This is a genomic window from Microbacterium sp. Leaf351 (assembly GCF_001423825.1).
Classification (GTDB): domain Bacteria; phylum Actinomycetota; class Actinomycetes; order Actinomycetales; family Microbacteriaceae; genus Microbacterium; species Microbacterium ginsengisoli.
Genome location: NZ_LMPK01000023.1, coordinates 31,896 through 33,437, shown reverse-complemented (window position 1 = coordinate 33,437; position 1,542 = coordinate 31,896). Strand labels below are relative to the sequence as shown.

The window sequence follows — 1,542 nt, the reverse complement described above, 5'->3', positions numbered from 1 at the left end:
CCCGAGCCACTGGGGCCGGTGTGCAGGTAGCCGAGCTCCTCGGGGGCGAGCTCCCCGGTGCGGCCAGGGGTGCGCTCCACGTCGCCCGAGCCGGGCGCGATCGTGCGCAGCACCGGCTCGATGTGCGCGAACGCCTCGTCGGGTCCGCCGACCATGAGGCAGTAGCCGCGTTCGAGCCCGAAGACGCCGCCACTCGTACCGATGTCGACGAAGTGGATGCCGCTGTCCTTGAGCGCTGCGGCCCGCCGGACGTCGTCGTGGTAGTTCGAGTTGCCGCCGTCGATGACGATGTCCCCCGCCGCGAGGTGGGGGGAGATCTGATCGACGAGGGAGCCGGTGAGACCCGCCGGGATCATCAACCAGACCGTGCGCGGCACCTCGAGCTTCGAGACCAGGTCGGCGAGATCGGATGCCCCGACCGCGCCTTCGGCGACGAGGGCGGCGACGGAGTCTGGGTTGACGTCGTAGACGACGCAGTCGTGTCCGTCCCGCATCAGGCGACGAACGATGTTCGCCCCCATCCGTCCGAGTCCCACCATGGCGATCTGCATCGTCGTTCCCTTCGCGCTCATCCGATGTGCGGCGCTCGGGCGCCGTCGCTCGAGACCCGCGGGAAGTCTATTCCCGCGCCGCGACGGGGGCCCCGGCAGCCCCGGTTCTCCGCGTTCTGTCAAGCCCCGGGACGGTGTGTTCGGGCGGTGGCACGATCGGAGGGAACACGGCGACGGAGCCGGCCCACGAGGCATCCGTTGCGTCGTCCGCTCCGAATGGAGTGCACGGGAATGCATGCGGGTGCATCGGGGTTGATACCGAGTGTTCGGCGGGAGAGCCGCCGCAGGAGGGGAACGTGGGCAAGAACTACGTCGATATCGAAGACGACCGGGGCGAGACGCTGCGCTATCGCAAGCACGTCAACGGTCGCGGCCTGATCGCGAACGGCGCCAAGGTGCACGCGAGCGCCGTCGTCGAGGCGGGCGCCTACATCGAACCGGGTGTGCAGATCGCCGCGGGTGCGCACGTCGGACGCGGGGTGTGGATCGAGAACGACGTCGTCATCGGGCCGAAGGCCGAGATCGCCCCTCACGCGCACATCGGCGCGGGGGCCCGGGTGGGCGCGGGCGCGAAGATCGGCATCCGCACGTACGTCGGGGAGAACGCGCTGGTCGCCGGCGGCTCCCTCATCGGCGACGACCAGACCATCGCCGCGGGCGAGCGCGTCGCGACCGACCGTCGCGGGCTGCGTCTCGCGGCCTGACCGGCCATTCACGCGTGGGCGGATGCCGCGGCATCCGCTCTCTGACCTGGCCGCTGCTCGCCCACCTCGCCGCCGTGGCGCGCGCTCGGCGCGGGAGATCGGGCATGCTGGACGGATGAGTCCGCGCACGCCTGACCGCCGCCCGTCGGGCGCGGGCGCCGGTGGGCGCGGCGCGGGCAAGAAGTCCGGCGCGAAGGGCGGCCGCTCCACCCAGAAGGCGCCGCGACAGACGGCCGCACGACGGCCCGCGCCGACCGCAGAGCCCCCGGCCGCTCCCGCGCCGCCGT

Annotated in this window: 2 protein-coding genes; one reads left to right on the top strand and one right to left on the bottom strand. The window is 72.4% G+C overall.

What is annotated here, in order from left to right:
* A partial coding sequence (locus ASG00_RS17705) for an NAD(P)-binding domain-containing protein (protein ID WP_235559446.1) occupies window positions 1-572 on the bottom strand: 572 nt, incomplete at its 3' end.
* A gap of 275 nt (window positions 573-847) precedes the next feature.
* On the opposite strand from ASG00_RS17705, the gene ASG00_RS07855 reads away from it, so the two are divergent.
* Window positions 848-1,255, top strand: a complete 408-nt coding sequence (locus ASG00_RS07855) for a transferase (protein WP_045247405.1) — start codon at window positions 848-850, stop codon at window positions 1,253-1,255.
* Window positions 1,256-1,542 lie beyond the last annotated feature (287 nt).